The 19,325-nt window shown below is 71.4% G+C and carries 19 protein-coding genes; 9 read left to right on the top strand and 10 right to left on the bottom strand.

Annotated features, from left to right (window positions below; all coding sequences use genetic code 11):
• Nucleotides 1-7 precede the first annotated feature (7 nt).
• From ABEA10_RS16080 to ABEA10_RS16070, 3 genes are read left to right on the top strand one after another with little or no spacing between them, the layout of a single operon-like run.
• Entirely contained in the window at nucleotides 8-1,249 is a 1,242-nt protein-coding gene (locus tag ABEA10_RS16080) for an ABC transporter substrate-binding protein (protein WP_345464150.1), read from the top strand.
• 10 nt (nucleotides 1,250-1,259) lie between these two features.
• Entirely contained in the window at nucleotides 1,260-2,123 is an 864-nt protein-coding gene (locus ABEA10_RS16075) for a branched-chain amino acid ABC transporter permease (RefSeq protein WP_329238410.1), read from the top strand.
• Nucleotides 2,120-3,127, top strand: a complete 1,008-nt coding sequence (locus ABEA10_RS16070) for a branched-chain amino acid ABC transporter permease (RefSeq protein ID WP_345464145.1) — start codon at nucleotides 2,120-2,122, stop codon at nucleotides 3,125-3,127. The genes ABEA10_RS16075 and ABEA10_RS16070 overlap by 4 nt, the downstream gene beginning before the upstream one ends.
• Here ABEA10_RS16070 and ABEA10_RS16065 read toward each other — a convergent pair.
• From ABEA10_RS16065 to ABEA10_RS16055, 3 genes are all read right to left on the bottom strand, one after another.
• On the bottom strand, nucleotides 3,117-4,982 hold the full coding sequence (locus tag ABEA10_RS16065) for a helix-turn-helix domain-containing protein (RefSeq protein WP_345464142.1): 1,866 nt from the start codon (nucleotides 4,980-4,982) through the stop codon (nucleotides 3,117-3,119). The two genes, ABEA10_RS16070 and ABEA10_RS16065, sit on opposite strands and share 11 nt — an antisense overlap.
• A 109-nt stretch (nucleotides 4,983-5,091) precedes the next feature.
• Nucleotides 5,092-5,859: a 3-hydroxybutyrate dehydrogenase gene (locus ABEA10_RS16060; RefSeq protein ID WP_329238403.1), complete on the bottom strand. Its 768-nt coding sequence runs from the start codon at nucleotides 5,857-5,859 to the stop codon at nucleotides 5,092-5,094.
• A gap of 200 nt (nucleotides 5,860-6,059) precedes the next feature.
• Complete coding sequence (locus ABEA10_RS16055) at nucleotides 6,060-6,743, bottom strand: hypothetical protein (protein WP_345464134.1); 684 nt, start codon at nucleotides 6,741-6,743, stop codon at nucleotides 6,060-6,062.
• Nucleotides 6,744-7,112: 369 nt separating this feature from the next.
• On the opposite strand from ABEA10_RS16055, the gene ABEA10_RS16050 reads away from it, so the two are divergent.
• The 3 genes from ABEA10_RS16050 to ABEA10_RS16040 all read left to right on the top strand — a co-directional run bounded on the left by ABEA10_RS16050 (nucleotide 7,113) and on the right by ABEA10_RS16040 (nucleotide 9,119).
• Nucleotides 7,113-7,595: a hypothetical protein gene (locus ABEA10_RS16050; RefSeq protein WP_345464131.1), complete on the top strand. Its 483-nt coding sequence runs from the start codon at nucleotides 7,113-7,115 to the stop codon at nucleotides 7,593-7,595.
• A 149-nt stretch (nucleotides 7,596-7,744) separates the two neighbouring features.
• The gene (locus ABEA10_RS16045; protein ID WP_345464128.1) at nucleotides 7,745-8,026 is read left to right on the top strand and encodes a hypothetical protein; all 282 of its coding nucleotides are present in this window, start codon (nucleotides 7,745-7,747) and stop codon (nucleotides 8,024-8,026) included.
• A 232-nt stretch (nucleotides 8,027-8,258) separates the two neighbouring features.
• Entirely contained in the window at nucleotides 8,259-9,119 is an 861-nt protein-coding gene (locus ABEA10_RS16040) for a DUF6745 domain-containing protein (RefSeq protein ID WP_345464125.1), read from the top strand.
• A gap of 61 nt (nucleotides 9,120-9,180) precedes the next feature.
• Here ABEA10_RS16040 and ABEA10_RS16035 read toward each other — a convergent pair whose 3' ends face one another.
• From ABEA10_RS16035 to ABEA10_RS16020, 4 genes are all read right to left on the bottom strand, one after another.
• Complete coding sequence (locus ABEA10_RS16035) at nucleotides 9,181-10,572, bottom strand: Gfo/Idh/MocA family protein (RefSeq protein ID WP_345464122.1); 1,392 nt, start codon at nucleotides 10,570-10,572, stop codon at nucleotides 9,181-9,183.
• Nucleotides 10,573-10,636: 64 nt separating this feature from the next.
• The gene (locus tag ABEA10_RS16030; RefSeq protein ID WP_345464119.1) at nucleotides 10,637-11,890 is read right to left on the bottom strand and encodes an ABC transporter substrate-binding protein; all 1,254 of its coding nucleotides are present in this window, start codon (nucleotides 11,888-11,890) and stop codon (nucleotides 10,637-10,639) included.
• 77 nt (nucleotides 11,891-11,967) lie between these two features.
• Complete coding sequence (locus ABEA10_RS16025) at nucleotides 11,968-12,834, bottom strand: carbohydrate ABC transporter permease (protein ID WP_345464116.1); 867 nt, start codon at nucleotides 12,832-12,834, stop codon at nucleotides 11,968-11,970.
• On the bottom strand, nucleotides 12,821-13,792 hold the full coding sequence (locus tag ABEA10_RS16020) for a carbohydrate ABC transporter permease (RefSeq protein WP_425550915.1): 972 nt from the start codon (nucleotides 13,790-13,792) through the stop codon (nucleotides 12,821-12,823). The genes ABEA10_RS16025 and ABEA10_RS16020 overlap by 14 nt, the downstream gene beginning before the upstream one ends.
• 266 nt (nucleotides 13,793-14,058) lie before the next feature.
• Between ABEA10_RS16020 and ABEA10_RS16015 the strand changes: the two genes are divergently transcribed.
• Genes ABEA10_RS16015 through ABEA10_RS16005 form a run of 3 tightly spaced genes read left to right on the top strand, consistent with a single transcriptional unit; the run spans nucleotide 14,059 to nucleotide 17,279 of the window.
• Nucleotides 14,059-15,312 carry a Gfo/Idh/MocA family protein gene (locus ABEA10_RS16015; RefSeq protein WP_345464113.1) on the top strand — a complete coding sequence of 418 codons (1,254 nt, stop codon included), beginning with the start codon at nucleotides 14,059-14,061 and terminating at the stop codon, nucleotides 15,310-15,312.
• Between the two features lie 51 nt (nucleotides 15,313-15,363).
• Nucleotides 15,364-16,224: a DUF6807 domain-containing protein gene (locus ABEA10_RS16010; protein WP_345464110.1), complete on the top strand. Its 861-nt coding sequence runs from the start codon at nucleotides 15,364-15,366 to the stop codon at nucleotides 16,222-16,224.
• 32 nt (nucleotides 16,225-16,256) lie between these two features.
• Nucleotides 16,257-17,279, top strand: a complete 1,023-nt coding sequence (locus ABEA10_RS16005) for a LacI family DNA-binding transcriptional regulator (RefSeq protein ID WP_345464107.1) — start codon at nucleotides 16,257-16,259, stop codon at nucleotides 17,277-17,279.
• 15 nt (nucleotides 17,280-17,294) lie between these two features.
• On the opposite strand, the gene ABEA10_RS16000 is transcribed toward ABEA10_RS16005, so the two are convergent.
• From ABEA10_RS16000 to ABEA10_RS15990, 3 genes are all read right to left on the bottom strand, one after another.
• Nucleotides 17,295-17,735, bottom strand: coding sequence for a DUF3592 domain-containing protein (locus ABEA10_RS16000; protein ID WP_345464104.1), 441 nt, complete (start codon nucleotides 17,733-17,735; stop codon nucleotides 17,295-17,297).
• On the bottom strand, nucleotides 17,732-18,286 hold the full coding sequence (locus ABEA10_RS15995) for a hypothetical protein (protein ID WP_345464101.1): 555 nt from the start codon (nucleotides 18,284-18,286) through the stop codon (nucleotides 17,732-17,734). The genes ABEA10_RS16000 and ABEA10_RS15995 overlap by 4 nt, the downstream gene beginning before the upstream one ends.
• 67 nt (nucleotides 18,287-18,353) lie before the next feature.
• Nucleotides 18,354-19,244 (bottom strand): LysR substrate-binding domain-containing protein, encoded by an 891-nt coding sequence (locus ABEA10_RS15990; RefSeq protein ID WP_345464098.1) that lies wholly within the window; start codon nucleotides 19,242-19,244, stop codon nucleotides 18,354-18,356.
• Nucleotides 19,245-19,325: the final 81 nt, after the last annotated feature.

The following is a 19,325-nucleotide window of genomic DNA, read 5'->3' as shown; positions in this document are numbered from 1 at the left end:
GAACGCGATGAGACCATTCGGCCGTACGGTCGCGCTGGCCGCCGGGGTGGCCCTGCTCGCCGCCGGGTGCAACGGCGGTCCCGGCGGAGGCGGCGGGAAGATCAGCGACGGCAAGATCGAGATCGCCGTGCTCAACGACCAGTCCGGCGTCTACGCCGACCTGTCGGGGAAGGCCAGCGTCGAGGCGGTCAAGATGGCGATCGCCGACTTCAAGGCCAAGTACGGCGGCAAGGCCGTGGCCAAGAAGATCGAGGTCACCACCGCCGACCACCAGAACAAGCCCGAGGTGGCGAGCTCCAAGGCCCAGGAGCTGTACGACCGGCAGCACGCCGACGCCATCCTCGACGTGCCGACCTCCTCGGCGGCCCTCGCCGTGGCCGGCGTCGCCAAGACCAAGAAGAAGATCTTCATGGACATCGGCGCCGGCACGACCGCGCTGGAGGGCGCGCAGTGCAACAAGTACACGTTCCACTACGGCTACAACACCTACATGCTGGCGCACGGCACCGGCGACACCGTCACCAAGGACGGCGCGAAGAACTGGTACATCATCTACCCGGACTACGCGTTCGGGCAGGACATGACCAAGAGCTTCAGCGCCGCCATCAAGGGCGCCGGCGGCACGATCGTCAAGAACGACCCGACGCCGTTCCCCAGCGACAACTTCTCCACGTTCCTGCTCAAGGCGCCGGGGCTGAACCCCAAGCCGCAGGTGCTCGGCGCCATGCAGGCCGGCGGTGACCTGGTCAACCTCGTCAAGCAGTACAACGAGTACGGGCTGAAGAAGAAGGGCATCGGCCTGGCCATCGGGCTGATGTTCCTCACCGACATCCACTCGGTCGGCCCGGACGCGCTCGCCGGCACGAAGTTCTCCGACGCCTGGTACTGGAACGCGAGCCCCGACAACCGGGCGTGGGCCGACCGGTTCCTCGCCAAGACCGGCAAGCGGCCGACCTTCGCGCACGCGGCGAACTACTCCGCCGCCATGGAGTACCTCGAGGCGGTCCAGCGCGCCGGCACCGACAAGTCCGACGCCGTGGTCAAGCAGCTCGAGGGCTACAAGTTCAACGACGTGTTCGCCAAGAACGGCACGATCCGCGCCCAGGACCACCTCCTCCTGCACGACGCCTACCTCGCCCAGGTCAAGCCGTCCTCGGAGGTCAAGGAGCCCTGGGACTACGAGAAGATCCTCAAGACCGTCCCCGCCGACCAGGCCTTCCAGCAGCCCGACGCGGCCTGCCGGCTCTGAGGGAGGTCCGATGCTGCAACAGGCGTTCGACGGCCTCGTCAGCGGCGCCTTCTACGCCCTGCTGGCCCTCGGGCTGGCGGTCATCTTCGGCATGCTCGGCGTGGTCAACTTCGCCCACGGCGCGTTCTACATGCTCGGCGCGTTCGGCGCGTACGTGCTGCTGGACGACGCGGGCGTCAGCTTCTGGATCGCGCTGCCCGTCGTGCCGATCGTGCTCGGCGTCGCCGGTGTGGCCGTCGAACGCCTGCTGATCCGCCGGCTCGCGGCGCTCGACCCGCTGTACAACTTCCTGCTCACCTTCGGGATCGCGCTCATCCTGCAGGACCTGGTCAAACGGGAGTACGGCGTGCAGTCGCAGCCGTACCCGCGCCCGTCCGCGCTGTCCGGCTCGGTGAACCTCGGGCTGTTCTCCTACCCGTCGTACCGGGTGTTCGTGCTCGGCGTCGCCGTCGTCGCCTGCCTGGTCGTCTGGTACGTGCTGTCCCGTACGCGGGCGGGGATGATCGTACGGGCCGCCACCGAACGGCCGGAGCTGACCCGCGCGCTCGGCATCGACGTCGGGCGGTGGGTCACCCCGGTGTTCGGCGCCGGGATCGCGCTGGCCGGGCTCGCCGGGGTGCTGGCCGCGCCGATGCGCGCGGTCAACCCGCTCATGGGATCGGACCTGATCATCGCGGTGTTCGCGGTGGTCGTCATCGGCGGGCTCGGCTCGATCTTCGGGTCGGTGGTGTCCGGCTTCGCGGTCGGCGTGCTCACCGCCGTGACCAACTTCTACGTGCCGTCGCTGTCGCAGACGCTGGTGTTCATCCTCATGGTCGTGGTCCTGCTCTGGCGGCCCGCGGGGCTGTTCGGACGCGAGGAGGGAGTCGCGTGATCCTCCGGAGGCTGGCCGCCCGGCCCGTCCTGCTCGCCGTCGGCCTGCTGGTCGCGCTCGCGCTGCCGTGGATCATCTATCCGCCGGTCGCGATGGACATGGTCTGCTGGGCGCTGTTCGCGGTGGCGGTCGACATCCTGCTCGGCTTCACCGGGCTGCTGTCGTTCGGGCACGCGGCGTTCTGGGGGAGTTCGGCGTACCTGACCGGGCTGATCGCCCTGCACAGCGGGCTGCCGTTCCCGGTCGCGGTGTTGGGCGGCGCGCTGGGCGCGGCCGTGCTGGCGGTGCCGATCGGCTGGCTGTCGGTGCGCCGCACCGGCATCTACTTCGCCATGGTGACGCTGGCGTTCGCGCAGATGGTCTACTTCGTGGCGAACCAGTGGCGCGGCCTGACCGGCGGGGAGAACGGGCTGCAGGGCATCCCGCGCGACTTCTTCGGCGTCGACCTGTCCGACCCGTTCTTCTTCTACTACGCGGGCCTGCCGATCGCCGTGCTCGGGCTGTGGTTCGCCTGGCGCGTGGTGCGCTCGCCGTTCGGCCGGGTGCTGGTCGCGGTGCGCGACAACCCGGCGCGCGCCCGCGCGCTCGGTTACCCGGTCGACCGGTACAAGCTGCTCGCGTTCGTGCTGTCCGCCGCGCTGTCCGGGCTGGCCGGGGGACTGTTCACCATGGGGCACGGCTTCGTCTCGCTGGAGGAGGTCTACTGGACCACCTCGGGCCAGGTCGTGATGATGGTCGTCCTCGGCGGCATCGGCACTCTGTGGGGCGGGGTGATCGGCGCCGGCCTGATCGTCGAGCTGGGCGACTACCTGTCCACGGCCGGCTTCGAGGAGACCGGCATCGTCACGGGCACCGTGTTCGCGCTCACCGTACTGGTCTTCCGGCGTGGCATCTGGGGCACCGCCGCGTGGCTGACCACCGGGCGCCGCACCCGCGGGCGTGCCGTCGCCGAACCCTCCGCGGCCTCCGACGAGCGGGAGAACGGCGAACCGGTCAGGACGTGAGGCTGGCGCGCAGGCGGTGCAGGTGCAGCGCGAGCTGGATCTGCAGCGCCCGGTCGGCCTGCTGCCAGTCGGCGCCGATGAGCCGGCCGATCCGCTCCAGCCGCTGGGTGACGGTGTTGGTGTGGATGTGCAGGCGTTCGGCGGTGCGCGCGAGGCTGCCGCCGGTGCCGAAGTAGATCGCCATCGTCCGCGTCAGCGCCGTACCCCGGCGTTCGTCGTAGGCGATGACCGGGCCGAGCGTGCGCTCGACGAACGCCCCCGTGTCGCCGCCCTCGCCGATCAGCAGCCCGACGAAGCCCAGGCCGTCCGCGCTCGCGCCGTCGCCCTCGCGGCCGAGGGCCAGCAGCGCGTCGGCGCAGCGCCGTGCCTCCTGGCGGGCCGTCGCGGCGCCGCCGGGCAGGACGACCGGGCCGGCCGCGCCGGCGGTGGCGGGCAGGCCGAGCGCGGCACCGAGCTCCTTGGCGACGCGGGCGGCGGCCTCCTCCGGGTGGTCGCCGGGCAGCAGCAGCACCACCTCGCCGGAGTAGGCGGTGCTGAGGCCGTGCTCGGCCGCGGAGAACGACGACGCCCAGAACGCCGCCTGCTCGCGCCGGCCCTGGTGCCGGGCGACGACGAGGACGTGGTCGGCGCTCAGGTCGACGCCCAGCCGGCGGGCGCGGGCGTCGAGCGCGTCCGGGTCCGAGACGTGCCCGGCGACCAGGTCGTCCAGCAGCTCGCCCCGCACCCGGCCCTCGACCTCGGTCATGTTGCGGCGGAACAGCAGCAGCAACGCCATGACCAGCGCGGCACGCTCCAGGATCCGCTCGTCGGCGTCGGCGATGTCACCGGCGGCGTGCAGCGCCAGCGTGCCGAGCACCTCCGCGCCCGCGCCGATCGTGATGACGCGCAGGTCGCCGCGCCGGGCCGTACGGCCCAGCGTGCGCGCCCGCGTGATCAGATCCTCGTCCACCCGATCGACCCGGCCGACCTCGGCGAGGCGGCGGCCGTCGGCGTCCAGCACGACGAGTGAACCGCCGAGGATGTCGGTCACCACCGAAGCGACGTCCTCGACCCCGCCGCCCCGTACGACCAGGTCCGTCATGCGGTCGTGCGCCCGCGCGGCCCGCTCCACCGCGTCGCTGTGCACCCGCGCGGCCTCGCTCGCCGCGCTCAGCTCCTCCAGCGTGACGCGGGTCTCCTGGAGCAGGCGTGCGTTGTCGATCGCGACCGCGGCGTGGGCGGCCAGCGAGCACAGCAGCGCCACCTCCTCCTGGGCGTAGGAGCGTTCGGCCCGGTCGGCGGCGAACAGCACTCCGATGACCCGGTCGCCGAGCCGCATCGGCACGCCGAGAATGCCGACGAGCCCCTCCTCGGTGACCCCACCGTCGATCGACCCGGTGTGCCGGAACCGCCCGTCGGTCAGGTAGCCGGAGCTGGCGTACGGCGCGCCGGTCTGCGCGACCAGCCCGCCGAGCCCGGCGCCGAGCGGCAGCCGGAGCGTCTGGAAGGCCCGCGAGATGGAGCCGTCGGTGACGCGCATGTACGTGTCGCCGCGGCTCGGGTCGTTCAGCGTCATGTACGCGACGTCGGCGCCCAGCAACTGCCGCGCCCGGCGCACGATGGCGTTCAGCACCGCGTCCAGGTCGCGCAGGCCGGCCAGGTCGCTCGCGGTCTCGAACAGCGCGGACAGCTCCACCTCCCGCCGCGCCCGCCGCGCCAGCAGCGCGCGTACGCGCAACGCGGCCGTCTTCGCCTGTTCCAGCTCGGCGAGGGCGGCGGGGGAGGCACCGGCGGCTCTCGCCTCGGCGATCGGGGTCTCGAAGTCGACCGCCGGCGCCTCGCGGGCGAGCAGTTCGAAGAAGATCCGCGTGTTCACGAGGAGGGTCCGGATTCGGGGAGGCAGTGCGTCGGAGTGGGGGTCAGGGCGTCTGGGAGCAGCGCGTCCGGGGCGGTGCGTTCGGAGGCGGTGGATCCGGAGTCGAGGGTCAGTGCGCGGTCCAGCCTCCGTCGATCGGCATCGACGAGCCGGTGATGAACGCCGCCTGCTCGGAGCACAGGTAGGCCACGACGTCGGCGACCTCGGCGGGTTCGAGCAGCCGCTTGATCGCGGCCGGCTCCAGCATGACCTGCTCGACGACCTCCGTCTCGCTGAGGCCGTGCGCGCGGGCCTGCGCGGCGATCTGCTTCTCCACCAGCGGTGTCCGGACGTAGGAGGGGTTGACGCAGTTGGAGGTCACGCCGTGCTCGGCGGCCTCCAGCGCGATCACCTTGGACATGCCCTCGATGGCGTGCTTGGCGGTGACATAGGCGACCTTGTACGGCGAGGCGACGAGCCCGTGCACCGAGGAGACGTTGACGATGCGGCCCCAGCCCTGGGCGTACATCCCGGGAAGGAGCCGGCGGGCCAGGCGGAAGGGCGTCTCCACCATGAGCCGCTGGATCCGCGCGAACTCCTCCGGCGGGAACTCGTGCACCGGCGCCACGTGCTGGAGACCGGCGTTGTTGACGAGGATGTCGGCGGTGAGATCCAGGGTGTCCACGACGTCCGGTTCGGACAGGTCGGCCACCCGGTACTCGCCGCTCGCCTCGCTCGCCGCCTCCTTCGCCCCGTCGGCGCTGACGTCCACCACGATCACATGCGCGCCCGCCTCGGCGAGCCTCCGCGCACACGCACGCCCGATGCCACTCGCCCCGCCGGTCACCACCGCGGTCCGGCCGGCCAGGTCCCCGGGCTTCGCCGTCTCACCACTCATGCCAGCGAACCTAGACCGGTTGCCCCGGCCACTCCACAGGGGGAGTCTCCATGACTCGGGACCGATCGATGTGGTAGAGCACATGCCGCGCCCCCCGCGAGAACGCGCCCGGTGCCGGATGCTTCCAGCCTCTCCGGTCAAGCACCGAGAACGACCTGTGGACGGCTTCCCGCTCGCGCTTCGCGCGGGGTGGCGGGCGGTCAGCGGCGGGTCGGGCGGGACAGCGGCGGTGTCGAGAGGACGGGGACGGTCGAGCCGACGGTCAGCAGCAACCGGCCCGCGATCGTGGGCAGGCCCGCCCTGGTGGCGCAGTTCCGGGGCCGGGAGGCGAACATCGTGAAGGCCGCGCTCCACTTCCGCCCGCGGAACTCCCCGTCGGTGACCGTGCCCTTGACCGCGGCCACGCTCCGGTCGGCGTCGACCGACACCACCGAGCTGAAGGACATCGTGCTGGTCCGGCCGTTGTTCCAGACGACCTTCCGGGTGCCGGAGTACTTGCCGGAGACACAGGAGAGCCGGCCGGTGGCGTGGAAGGTCGACCATGCGGCGGTGATGTTCGGGTCCGCGCTGGAGGCGCACCGGGTGAGAGTGGACGTGCCGTGAATGGTGATCTCCTGTGGCTCCGTCGTCAGCCCGGGGGAGTAGGCGACGGTCTGCGAGCCGCCGCAGGCGACCGTGCTCACCGCCTGCCGCAGCGCGTGCGCGCGGCCCGTACCCGCGCGGGCCGCCTGCGCGCGGGCCGCCTGCGCGTGGGACGTCCGCGGGCGGGATGTGGCGCGGGCGGCGTCCGGAGCGAGCGCGGCGGTGAACAGCGCGACTCCGGCCATCGTCATGACCGTGGGTAGGAATGGGGAGGAGCCGGGGCAGGGCCTGCGAACCAGCATTTCTTCTCCTTACTGCGGTGACGCCACCGCGCCTGTCGTCCGGGTTCGCCGACGAAATTGCGCGTTGCCCACTGTCACATGTCGATTACTGACAGTCAACGAAATCTGTTGCGGAGGCCAGGCCGGTGTCGCATGATCAACGGCCCGAAGTGGCGCGTTCTGGTCGGTATCCGGGCGTCTCGATCATGTAGCCATCGCCGTACGCTGCGGCGTTTCGGTGGCCCGGCGTCATGATCGGCACCGCTTGGGGAGCGGGCGGCCGGCGGAAACCATGGCGATCTCTCGTCTTCGCGCGCGGGCGAATGCCCGGTGCACCGGGCGATTTCCACTCTTCGTAGCCGATGATTACCGAGAGTAGTATGCCGCCTGATGATTACGGACCCGCGCATGGACGCCGCCCACGGACACCGTTGGGTGCTGTGGCTGTTCATGGTGGTGGGTGTCGTGATCCATTCGAGTCTGTGCCCGCCGAACGTCCACGCCGGAGTGCTGAGCGCCACGACGCGGGCCTGCGTCTCGTCGGCCTTCGACGCGCCGCCGCCCGCCGAGCGGAACCGCGGCGAGACGCCGGACACCGACAGCGTCGCCGATGCCGGCCACCCGTGCGCGCCGGCTCCCCGCCCGCACCACCACCCGCCGTGCGGCGTCATCAACCACCGCGGCTCGGCGCAGCAGCAGCGCGCGCTCGGACCGTGGCACGCCGGGGCGGTGTCGTGGTATCTGCCGGCCGCAACGGACACCGGCGCGACCGCCCGGCCGGCGAACGGACGCCCGGGCGAACGCCGGTCGCGTCCGTCCGCGGCACGGTCGGGCGCCGACCTGCTGATCGATCTGTGCTCCTCGCGTACGTGACGGCGCCGGCGCACCCCTGACACACCGCGACGCGTGGTCCCGGCCGCTCCGAGCCGCCGTGACCTCTCATCCTCGCGCGCGTGTCCGCGGGTTCGCGCCCACGGTGATCTGCCAGCACGTCCTGCCGGATTCCAGGAGCGCAGCGAATCATGAAAGAGCCGCACATCATCCTTCAGACCTGGCCCTTCAACTGCCTGACGTGCCAGCACGTCTGGGAGAGCGTGTACGAGGCGTGGCACGCCGACGACGGCCGCGGCGGCCAGGTGGTCACCTGGCGCTACAAGGGGACGGCGAGCATGCCGCCGTGGATCGACCCGTCCTGCCCGTCCTGTTCCAGCCTGCGGGTGAAGACGCTCCCGCCCGGTTCCCGCCCGCCCGCCGACGCGGAGAAGGACGAGGCGCCGATCGTCCCACGGCAGCGAAGACCCTGACCCCGGACATCCGCCGGCCGCTCGGCGACGTCGTCATACGGGCGACCTGGACCGCGACCGCCGTCCCGTGAAGCCGCCCCGAATCCGGGGTGGGGAGCGGCGCGTTCGGACGATGCCGGCCGGGCGGCGGCGGTTCGGACGGTGGTCGGTCTCGGGGGTTGCGCGGACCGGCGGGCACAGGCGATCATCGGAGCATGATCTCCAACCGAAAGGGCGGCGACGCCCTCGCGCGTTGACCGCGCCCGCGCGGCGCCATGACGCCGCTGCGCCTCTCGTCCGTGTCCGTGGCAAGGACGCGCACGACCGCTGGCAGGAAGCTCTCAAGATCCGGCAGGAGTGGCTCGACCACGGCCTGTCCACTCAGCCGGCCGACCGCCGGACCGCCGAGGACAGCCTGACCGCCATCTACGCCAGCATGTCACGGCCAAGGCCCCGGTTCACCTGGGTCGAATCTCCGCATCAGGCGATCCCGCTCGTCGCCGGTCTGCCCACGCTCGACCGGCTCTACGAGCGGATTCGCGATCCTCGTCCGCAGGGGCCACCACCGCCGGCCAGTGATCTGGCCGTGGTCGTGTCCCGGCTGCGCGCCGCGCTCAGTGCCGGGGTCTCCCATCCGGACCCTGAGCTGTCCGCGACGCGGAAGGGCAAGGACCCCTGGCCCGAACTGCCACCGCTGGAGGCGTTCGGGATCGGCGTGCCCTTGGGCGTCGTACTGCACCAGGGCGTCCGTACCGCGCTCCATCGGAGCCTCGCGCAGGGGTTCCGCAGGCCGGTTCTCAACACACTGGCCGGCGGCCGGCCCGTCCCGGTGTGCTGGTACGGGCAGCAGGACGCGGCGTGGATCGGGTACTACGACGCCCTGCACCGGCTCGGACTGGCCAGGTACGGGCCGGACGCGCTCGACCACCTCGGCCACTGGGCCGCACTGGCGCGTTCCTGCGGCTGGTGGTGGCCGGGCGAGGACGTCTGCGTCGTGGTGGAACGCCCGGCGCTGGTCCACACCGAACCGGTCCCCGGAACCTGGCACGACGAGGTCCGGCTCCGGCGCGGCGGCGTCCGCTACCGCGACGGCTGGCATCCGCTCCTGGCATGACCCACCGGCGGGCCGGGACGAGATCACGTCCCGGCCCGCCCCACCCGGCTCCTCCCCATCGTCAGGTCGGCGTCGGGGCGCGGGCATAGGTCTCCCGGGGGAGGCCCAACTCGTCGATCGCGACGGCGCGGTGCTCGGCCATCGAGCGGTTCGCGGCGGCGCCGACCAGCACGCCGGCGATTCCGTCCGGGAAGCCCGCGCGGCGGTGCAGCGGGTCCGGGGCGGCGTCGCGGAACACGTCGTCGAGCAGCCGCTCGTCGCCTCCGCCGTGCGCGCCACCGCCCTCGGGGATCGCGACGCGCTCGGCCCGTGACCAGTGCCGCTGGAGGATCAGCTCGGTGCCGGGCCGGCGGCACCCGGCGTCGCCGTCGGCGTGATCGGGTGCGGCGCTCGGGTCGAGAACGGGCCGGCGCGGCCGGCCGAGGACGTCGTTCGCCGACTCGGGCAGCACCGCGGCGCGCTCGCACACGTTCAGCTCCAGGCGCCCTTCGGTGCCGTTGAACGCGACGCGGTACCCCTCCCAGGGGGCGTGCGCGTTCAGCGAGTACGCCAGGGCCGGCCCGCGCTCGTACCGGATGAGGACCGCCATGTTGTCCTCGATGTCGATGTCCGGGGAGAAGACGTCGCCGTCGCGGACATAGCCGTCCTCCTCGCGCGCTCGCCCGTACAGGGCCGAGAGCCGCGGGCTGGCGTCGAGGTCGAGGGCGAACGGGTCGTCGGGCGGGGCGCCGTGCTCGCGCCGGGCCCGGCCGACCGGCCCGTCGGGGCCGTAGAACCGCAGGGCGCCGAGGGCGAAGACGGTCTCCGGCAGGTCGTCCAGCCACCAGCCGACCAGGTCGAAGTGGTGCGTCGCCTTGTGCACCAGCAGGCCGCCGCTGTTCACCTTCCGCCGGTGCCAGCGCCGGAAGTAGTCGGCGCCGTGCACGGTGTCCAGCACCCACTCGAACACCACCGAGGTGACCTGGCCGATCGCGCCTTCCATGAGGAGGCGCTTGACCTCGGAGTTCCGGGGCGAGTAGCGGTAGTTGAAGGTGACGACGAGTTCCCCATCGGAGCGCAGCGCGGCCTCGGCGATCCGGCGGCAGCCGTCGGCGTCGGTCGTGAGCGGCTTCTCGCAGATCACGTCGCAGCCCCGGTCGAGGGCCGCGGTGACGTACCGCGCGTGCGTGGCGTCCACCGTGGTGACGATCACCGCGTCGGGCCGCTCGCGCTCCAGCATCGTCTCGAAGTCGCCGGTGTCGTACGCCGGCGGCTCCCCGCCGCCACCGTACGCGTCGGCGTACAGGCCCTGGTAGTACGCCATCCGCGTACGGTTGGTGTCGCACAGGGCGACGGGGACTCCGGCGTCGCGGTGCGTTCCGATGAGCGCCGCGAAGTACATCTCGGCACGATGGCCCGTCCCGACGAGCGCATACCGCCGGCGACCGCGATCGGTACGGCCCGTGTGTGTCATCCCGTCTGTTCCCTTCCGGTGCCGGGGCGGGCGGCGGTCCGCGGGCCGCCGCCCGGGGGCACCCTCAGCTCGTCGCGGACTTCACCTGGTCGATGTACTCCTGCACCGCCTTCGGGACCGAGACGCGGTTGAAGAGCACCTCCTCGTTGATCCGGCTGAGGATCTTCTCCACGTCGCCCGCGCCCTTCGGCGGCAGCGCCGGGGGCGGCGCGAGCTCCGGGGTGATCTCCTTGACGAAGGTCGCGGACTTCTTGTCCGCGGGACTCAGCTGCCCGGTGATCTGGTCGCGGAGCCGGGTGTTGATCGGCAGGCCGCGGTCGCTCAGCTGGAGTCTGGCGGCCTCCGGGTCGTTGATCAGGAAGTTGACGAACTGCGCCGCCTCCTCGGGGTGCTTGCTCCGGGCCGAGAGCGACCAGAACATCGCGGGCTTGAGGAAGGTGCCGGGCTTGGCGGCCTGTGACTCACCCGGCATGCGCCGCAGTTCGAGGGAGGCCTTCGAATCGGCGGACAGGGCGCTCAGCTGGTTGGTCCACCAGAAGCTCGACGCGCCCTTGTTCGTGGCGAGCAGCGACTGGTCGATGCCGCCGGACCAGGTCTCGTGCGTCACCGACGCCGACGGCTCCGCCTTGGTGTCGCGCATCTTCACGATGAGGTTGAACCACTCCGTGAGCGTCTGGACCGACATGCCCGGCTTGCCGTCGGGGGTGAACAGGTCCTCGCCGTGCTGGCGGGCGAACACCTGGAGCCCGCCGTCGTAGTAGCCCATGTCCTCGGTGCCGTGGACGGCGCCCTTGGTCGCCTGGGTGATCTTGGCCGCGGTGTTCACGAAGTCGTCCCACGACCAGGTCTTGTCGTCGGGGAGGGGGACGCCGGCCTGCTTGACGAGGGTGGGGTTGACCACGAGCGCGAACGCGTTGACCCCGGTTGGGATCGCGTACGTCCTGCCGTCGAGCCGCCCGGTCGACATGGCCGACTTGTCGAGCTCCGAGTCGTTGATCACGCTGGGGATGAAGCGCTTGAGGTCGGCGAGCGCGCCGCGGTCGGCGTACTCGTGCACGTAGCGGAAGTCCTGCTGGATGATGTCGGGCGTGTTGCCGCCCGCGACCGTCGTGGCCAGCCGGTCCCAGTAGTCGTCCCACCCGGTGTACGTCGGGCTGATGACGATGTTCGGATGCGACTTCTCATACAGCGCGATGAGCTTCTTGGTCGTCGCGTGCCGGGTGTCACTGCCCCACCACGTCATCGTCAGGTGGATCTTCCCGTCCGAGCCCGACCCTCCGCCGCAGGCGCTCAGGGCCAGGGCCAGGGCGAGCGGCACCGCGAACACTCTTAAACGCCGGCCCCCTCGGCGGACGCCTCGAGGTTTGTGGAACACGGGGGTTCTCCTTTCTCGGTTCACTTGAACCCGGTTGTCGCGATGCCGCGCACGAGGTACCGCTGGCCGGCGAGGAAGAATCCGAAGACCGGCGCCAGCGAGACGATCGACATGGCGAAGACCGGTCCCCACGGTGTCTGGCTGGTGGCGTCGACGAAGGTCCGCAGGGCGACCGGAACGGTGTACATCTTCGGGTCGGTGAGGAACACCAGCTGGTGGAAGAAGTCGTTCCACGTCCAGATGAAAGTGAAGATCGCGGTCGTCGCCAGCGCCGGTTTCGAGAGCGGCAGAATGATCCGGAAGAAGATTCCGAAGTGCCCGCAGCCGTCGATTCTGGCGGCCTCGTCGAGGTCCCGGGGAAGCGACCGGATGAACTGCACCATCAAGAAGACGAAGAACGCGTCGGTGGCGAGCAGCTTCGGCACGATCAACGGCAGGTAGGTGTTCAGCCAGCCGAGCTTGGAGAAGAGGATGTACTGCGGCACGATCACGACGTGGATCGGCAGCATGATCGTGCCGAGCATCAGCGCGAACCACATCTTCTTGCCCCGGAACTCCAGCCGCGCGAAGGCGTATGCCGCCGCCGAGCAGGCCAGCAGGTTCCCCGCGATCGCCCCGGTCACCACGATCAGCGAGTTGACGATGTACCGGCCGAAGGAGGTGCCGTTGGCGGTCCAGCCGTCGGCGTAGTTCTTCGTGGTGTAGCTCTTCGCGAACAGGCCGGGGTGGCTGAAGATGTCGGACGTGTGCTTGAAGGAGCCGGCCAGCATCCAGATCAGCGGATACAGCATGACGATGCCGAAGAGGATGAGTCCCGCGTGCGCCAGCACCCGGGGACGCCGGGATCGGGATCGGGATCGCCGCGCCGTGACGCTACTCGTCGCCATAGAACACCCAGAATTTCGAAGCGAAGAAATTGATCGCGGTGAGCGCCGCCACGATGAGCACGAGAACCCAGGCGAGCGCCGCCGCGTATCCCATGTCGAAGCTGCCGAATCCCTTCTGGTAGATGTACAGCGTGTAGAAGAGCGTCGAATCCGCCGGCCCTCCCTCGCCTCCGCTGACGATGAACGCCTGGGTGAAGCTCTGGAACGCGTGGATGAGCTGGAGTACCAGGTTGAAGAAGACGATCGGCGACAGCAGCGGCAGCGTGATCCGGGTGAACCTCCGGATCCGGCCCGCGCCGTCCAGCGCCGCCGCCTCGTAGTACGTGCGCGGAATCTGCCGCAGTCCCGCCAGGAAGATCACCATCGGCGCGCCGAACGTCCACACGTTGAGCACGATCAACGACCCGAGCGCGAACCGTGGGTCGGACACCCACCCGGGCAGGTCGTGCAGGCCGACGTGCCCGAGTAGCCCGTTCACCAGGCCGTCCGTCCCGAACATCTGCCGCCACAGCACGGCGACGGCGACACTCGCGCCGAGCAGCGACGGCAGGTAGTAGACCGACCGGTAGAGCGCCAGTCCCCGGATTCCCCGGTCGAGCACCACGGCCAGCGCCAGCGCCAGCGCGAGTTGCAGCGGCACCGAGACGCCGACGTAGATGAAGGTCACCTTGAGCGCGTGGTAGAAGCGCGCGTCGCCGAACATGCGGCGGTAGTTCTCCAGCCCCGTCCACTCCGGCGCGTTGATCAGGTTGTACTTCGTGAACGACAGGTACACGGAGGCCAGCAGCGGCCCCAGCGTGATGAGGAACAGGCCCGCGAACCACGGTGCCAGGAAGAAGTAGTGCGCGTAGCGCTCCGAGAAGGAACGTCGCGGACGGCTGCCGCGCCGCGCACGGCCGTGCCGCTCGCCCGGTGGCGCGGCGGGTGGGTCCCCGTGGCCTTCGCCCCCGTCGGCCAGCAGGGTCGTCGGGGGATCGTGTGTCTCGGGCACGGCCGGCCCCTTCGATCGACCTGTGGGTAAACGTTTGCCAGAGAAACCCGGCAGGCGTGGCGTGTCAACCCCCTGAAATGTCACCGTCCGGCATCTATTCGCCGCTCGCCCGCCTGACGTGCCGCTCTACCAGCGGAAACGTCACCGTGAGTGAAAGGGTGTCATTCGCCGTTCGATGTGACCGGCGACGGCAAACGCTTTCCCATTCCCGCTCCGCGATCTATGGTGAGCCCGTGCCCGAACGACTCCCGCCCCCCGCCGGCCAGCCATCGGCCGGGCCCGTTCCGGGCACGCCCGTACGCGTCTTACTGGCCGGGGTGTACGGGCACGGGCGGACGCATGTGCGCAACCTCGGCCGCCTCGTCCGCTCCGGCGCGGTCACGGTGGCCGGCGTGTGCGACCCCAGGCCCGTGAGCGCCGACACCCTGGCGGGCCTCGGCGATCCTCCGTGGAGCGGCGACCTGACGGACCTGCTGGTCCGCACCCGGCCCGACGTCACGGTCATCTGCACGCCGATCCACACCCACGCCGACCTGGCCGTGGCGGCGATGGAGGCCGGCTCGCACGTGCTGCTGGAGAAGCCGCCCGCTCCCGGCCGCGCCGAGTACGACCGGATCGCACGCACGGCGGAGCGTACGGGGCGCGCCTGCCAGGTCGGGTTCCAGGACCTGGCGTCGTCGGCGCTCCCGGCGATCGCCCGGCTGGTCGACGACGGCGTGATCGGCGAACCGCTCGGGATCTCCGGGGCGTGTGCGTGGGTACGGCCGGCGCGCTACTTCACCCGGTCGCCGTGGGCCGGCCGGCGCGCGATCGGCGGACGGCCCGTGGTCGACGGCGCGCTGACCAATCCGTTCGCCCACGCCGTGGCGTCCGCGCTGTGCCTGGCCCGCGCCACCGCGCCCGCCGACCTGGCGCGCATCGAGGTCGAGCTGTACCGGGCGAACGCCATCGAGTCCGACGACACCTCCTGCGTCCGCGTGCACACCCGGCACGGCACGCCCGTCACCGTCGCGGCCACCCTGTGCGCGGCGGCCGACCACGACCCGTGCCTCGTCGTGCACGGCACCCGCGGTCGCGTCACGCTCTTCTACAAGCGCGGCGAGGTCAGGCTGGAGGCGGACGGCGCGCGGGAGACCGCTCTGTACCCCCGGACCGACCTGCTGGAGAACCTGATCGCGCACGTGGCCCGGCCGGACGCCGTCGAGCTCCTCGTCCCGCTGCGCGCCACCGGCGCGTTCACGGCGGTCGTGGACGCCGTCCGCGCCGCCCCGGACCCGGCCGAGATCGGCGAGCCGCACCGCGTACGGCTCGCCGACGAGCACGGGGACCGGTTCGTCGTCTCCGGCATCGACGACCTGGTGACGGCCTCCGCGGCGGATCTGGCGCTGTACTCGGAGCTGCACGCCCCCTGGGCGATCGCGCCCACCACCTATGAGGTCGGCGGTACGCCGTCCGCCGCCACGACCGCCGTGAGGGAGGCCGGGTGAGCGAGCGAACACGAAGGCACAGCGGCGTTCGGCTCACACGAAGGAGGCCACGTGACTGAGCCGGCGACGCTCCGCGTGGGCGGCACGGCCGTCGCCCGGTACGACGACGGCGACGGGCTCGATCCGCACCTGGCCCCCCGTCCGTACCTCCACCCCGTGCGCACCCTCGACGGCATCACGGTGACCGACGCGTGCCCGGCGGACCACCGGTGGCACCTCGGCGTGTCCGTCGCGGTCCAGGACGTGGACCGGACCAACTTCTGGGGCGGCCGCACGTACGTACGGGACCGCGGCTACCAGGGGCTCGACGACCATGGCCGCGTCGTCCGCGGCGCATGGCTGGAGCGCGCCCCGGACCGCCTGGAGGAGCGCCTCGACTGGGTCGGCCGGGACGGCTCGGTGCTGCTCACCGAGCACCGCGCGCTGCGCGCCTCCGCCGTGCCGGTGCCCGGAGCCTGGCGGCTCGATCTGGTCTTCACCCTGCGCAACGTCACCGACCGCCCGATCGAGCTGGGCAGCCCGGCCACCAACGGCCGCGACCGGGCCGGGTACGGCGGCTTCTTCTGGCGGCTGCCCGCCCACGACGGCTCGCTCGGCGTCTTCACCGCCGACGCCTCGGGGGAGGAGGCCGTGCACGGCACGGTCTCCGGCTGGATCGCGGTGACCGCGGCCGACCCGGACGGCCGGGAGTGGTCGGTCGTCATCGAGCACGGCGACGGTCCGTCCGCGCGGGATCCCTGGTTCGTCCGCGTGGCCGGCTACCCGGGGATCGGCGCCTCTCTCGCGTGGGCGACCCCCGTGTCCCTCGGCGCGGGCGGCGAACTGCGGCGTGCCTTCGGAGCCGTTATCGTGAACGCGAGAGCCGTGGACACCTCTCAAGTGGAGCTGTGGTTGCGGCGGGCCCGGCTCTGATGCCCGCCTCGGGCCGGAACGAAGGGCGGGGAATGACCTGGCAGGGGCCGGCCACGCTCGCCATGGTCGCGGCGGAGGCCAACGTCTCGGTCGCCACGGCGTCGCGGGTGCTCAACGGCGAGCGCAGGGTCGGCGAGCCGCACCGGTCCCGCGTGCTGCGCGCCGCCGAGCGGCTCGGCTACCTGCCGAACGCCCTGGCCCAGGCCACCGCGCGAGGGGCCAGCAACCTCGTGGGGCTGATCGTCCATGACGTCGCCGACCCGTACTTCTCCACCATCGCCGACGGCGTCGTACGGGTCGCCGAGGAGCGCGGCTTCGTGGTCATGCTCGGCAGCACCCACCGGATCACCGAGCAGGAGCTGAAGTACGTCACGACGTTGCACTCCCAGCGCGCGCAGGCGATCATCATCGCGGGCAGCCGTACCACCGATCAGGCGTACCTGGCGAGGCTGAACAAGGAGCTCGACAGCTTCCGTGGAGGAGGCGGCCGGGTCGCCGTCATCAGCCAGAACCGCCTCGGCTCGCACACCGTGCAGCCGCTCAACCGGGCCGGCGCGCGTGATCTGGCCGAGGCGCTGTTCGACCTCGGGCACCGCCGTTTCATCGTGCTCGCCGGGCCGAAGAACCTGACCACCTCGGCGGACCGGCTGGCCGGGTTCCTCAACGGACTGGCGCGGCGCGGCGTCGCCCGCAGGTCCGTCCAGGTGCTGCACGGGGCGTTCACCCGGGACGGCGGGTTCGAACTCGGTAGCCGTGTCGCCGAGCAGGACATCGGGGGAGCGTGCGTGTTCGCGACCAACGACGTGATGGCGGTCGGCGCGATGGCGGCCTTCCGGGCCCGTGGCATCGCCGTGCCGGACGACGTCGCGGTGGCCGGCTTCGACGACATCGCGACGCTGCGGGATCTCGTCCCCTCCCTGACCACGGTCCGTCTGCCCCTGGAGGAGATGGGCGTCCGCGCCGCCGAGCTGGCACTGGACACCGCCGGGCGCTCCCCGCGGGTGATCTCCGTACGCGGCGAGGTCGTCCTGCGGGAGAGCACCCGCCCGCGCTGATCACGCCGGCGGGTCTCAGGTGAACGTGCTCAGGTCCCCGATGACGCCGATGACGCCGAACAGCAGGCCACCGGCCGTGAATATCACCCCGTGGAACGTGCCGCTGCCGCCCGCGCCGGCCTGCCGGGCCTTGGTCGGATCCGCCGGATCGTAGAGCACCGGCAGGGAGGCGCCCACGCGTGCGGGCGCCGGGTTGGCGGCGAACGGGCTCGCGGTCTCGACGATCCGTCCGTCCACCGTGGTGAAGCGCAGTACCGGGCGATAGACGACGGACCGGGTGTTGGACGAGGAGCTCGATGAGTACTCCGTGCGGAGCGCCGTGACCGTTCCCGTCACCCGCACGGCGGTGTGCAGGAACCGCCGGTGCTCCCGCACCGTGCGGATGCCGGAGACGACGAAGATCGCGCCGATCAGCGTGAAGATCGGAAAGAGCAGGTAGTGAAACGCGCCGGTCATCCGATTCTCCGTTCGGTGCCGGCCCTCGACTCGACGACGGCGATCCGGCCGTAGGCCCTCACCGCGGCGGCCAGCGGCTCCGGGTCGACTCGGCCCGCCGCGAAGGTCCGGCGGACCTGCATCGCGTTCGGATCGCCCGGATCGTAGACGACACCGTCCATCCCGTCGGGCAACGGGGCTCCGTGGTGCAGCCGCAGCCCGACCTCGACGGCGGGAGACGGTCCGCTCTGGGCGACGGGCAGCATGATCACGACCTCCCGGATCGACTTCCAGGGCACGCTGACCTTGTCGAGACGGAGGCCGTCGGGCCCGGCCCGCAGCGCCGGGGCCGGCCGAGCCGCCCGGAAGACGCCGTAGCCGACGAAGCAGAGACCCACCAGCGCGAACAGGGCCGGGGCGTGCACGACCCGCGTCGTGAACAGGTACCAGCCGGCACCGAACACCACCGCGACCGGCAACTCCAGGATCCAGCGCGCGGAGCGCTCACGGACGACGTACGGCCGGAGCAGTTCGGGGGGACGGGGCGGTGTGGCAGGGTCTGGGAACGTCACGGCGACGACCTCCTCCACTGGATCCGACGCTCCGCACCCCGTCCTGGTTTCGCGAATGCGCCGACCTTCACGCGCGGCCGGCGTACGAGTCCTGCGCGAGGCGGAGCATCTGCAGCGCCTGGGGCGCCGGGTCGGCCGCGGGAAGCGCGATCGCCATGGACGTCGTGGGCGCCGGCCGGGCCAGGTGCCGGTAGACGATGCCCGGCAGGGTCATGTTGGAGGTGCTTTCGGGCACGATGGAGATTCCCAGGCCACAGGCGACCATCGAGATCAGGGCGTGATCGTTGCTGGCCTCGTAGGCGATGTCCGGGCTGAACCCGGCCGCGGCGCACGCCGAGGTGATGGTGTCGAAGGCGTCCGGGGCGGCGTTGCGGGGGAACATCACGAACGCCTCGCCCGCCAGCCGGACCAGGGGCACACGTCGCCGTTCCGCGAGCGGATGGCCGGCCGGGAGCGCCGCCATGAGCGGTTCGCTGAGGATCGGGATGACCCGGACGCCGGGGATCTGCTGGCTGACCCGGGAGAACCCGATGTCGATGTCTCCGCGGATCAGCGCGTGGCACTGCGGCGCGGCCTCCATCTCGTACACCAGCGGAAGCACCTCGGGATGGTGGGTGCGGAACCCGGGAAGCAGGTGGAGGAGAACACCGGAGAACCCCGACGCGACGCATCCGATCCGGAGGGCGCCACCGCGGTCGGTCCCGACGTTCTGAGCGACCCGCCGGACCTCGTCGGCCCGGGCGAGCAGCCGGCGGGCCTCATCGAGCAGTGCCGATCCGGCGGGCGTCAGCTGCACGCTGCGTGAGGTACGGTCCAGCAGCCGGATACCGATCTCCGCCTCGAGCTTGGCGATCTGCTGGCTCAGCGGCGGCTGCGCCATGCGCAGCCGGGCCGCCGCACGGGTGAAGCTCAGCTCCTCGGCGACGGCGACGAAGTAGCGGAGATGGCGGAGCTCCATCGGCCAAGCATACGAATCAAGTATCGGTCCCTCAATATTTCCATATTGGACGTATCACTTGGCGCTCGCGTTCACTGAAGA

Source organism: Actinoallomurus oryzae (assembly GCF_039541955.1).
GTDB classification, from domain to species: Bacteria; Actinomycetota; Actinomycetes; order Streptosporangiales; family Streptosporangiaceae; genus Actinoallomurus; species Actinoallomurus oryzae.
The sequence above is the reverse complement of the archived record's forward strand: the minus strand, read 5'-3'. Positions and strand labels throughout refer to the sequence as shown.